This is a genomic window from Mesorhizobium sp. M4A.F.Ca.ET.090.04.2.1 (genome assembly GCF_003999085.1).
Taxonomy (GTDB): domain Bacteria; phylum Pseudomonadota; class Alphaproteobacteria; order Rhizobiales; family Rhizobiaceae; genus Mesorhizobium.
This window is the reverse complement of record NZ_RZOT01000971.1, coordinates 1-726: the sequence shown is the minus strand read 5'-3', so window position 1 is coordinate 726 and position 726 is coordinate 1. Positions and strand designations below refer to the sequence as shown.

The 726-nt window shown below is 65.4% G+C and carries 1 protein-coding gene; it reads left to right on the top strand.

Annotation, left to right across the window (positions count from 1 at the left end):
• Positions 1–726, top strand: a 726-nt coding sequence (locus tag EN781_RS33560) for an HlyD family secretion protein (RefSeq protein WP_145965831.1), incomplete at both ends; no start/stop codon positions are given.

Sequence of the window (726 nt, the reverse complement as noted above, 5' to 3'; positions counted from 1 at the left end):
GCTACCAGGAGACCGAGAACGCCAACCTGCAGCAGGCCAAGGTGTCAATCGCGTCCGACACGGCGGGCCGCATCGTCAAGGTCGGCATCGCTGACAACCAACTCGTCAAGCAGGGTGACGTGCTGTTCGCCGTCGATCCCGAATCCTACCGGATCGCGCTCGCCCAGGCCGACGCGGCGGTCGCCACCGCGCGCCTCAATGTCGAGCAGTTGCGCGCCGCCTACAGCCAGGCGATGGCTCAGGAGAAGTCCGACACCAGCGAAGTCGCCTACGCGCAGTCGCAATATGACCGCGCCGCCGACCTTGCCCAGAAGGGCATCAACGCCAAATCGTCGCTGGACGAGGCGAAGAATGACCTCGACAAGGCCAGGCAGCAGCTCGCGGTAGCCGAGCAGGGCATCATCAGCGCCAAGGCGGCACTCGGCGGCAACCCGGATATCGAGACCGACAAGCACCCGACGGTGATGGCAGCGCTCGCCGCGCGCGACAAGGCCGCCTATGACCTGGCGCAGACCACGGTCACGGCGCCGGCGGATGGCGTCATCAGCCAGGCTTCCTCGTTCAAGCCCGGCCAATATGTCGCCGTCGGCACGCCACTGTTCACGCTGGTCGAGACCGGCGACACCTGGATCGACGCCAATTTCAAGGAGACCCAGCTTACCCACATGAAGCCGGGCCAGAAGGCGGAGATCATCGTCGACACCTATCCGGGCAAGACCTTCGAGG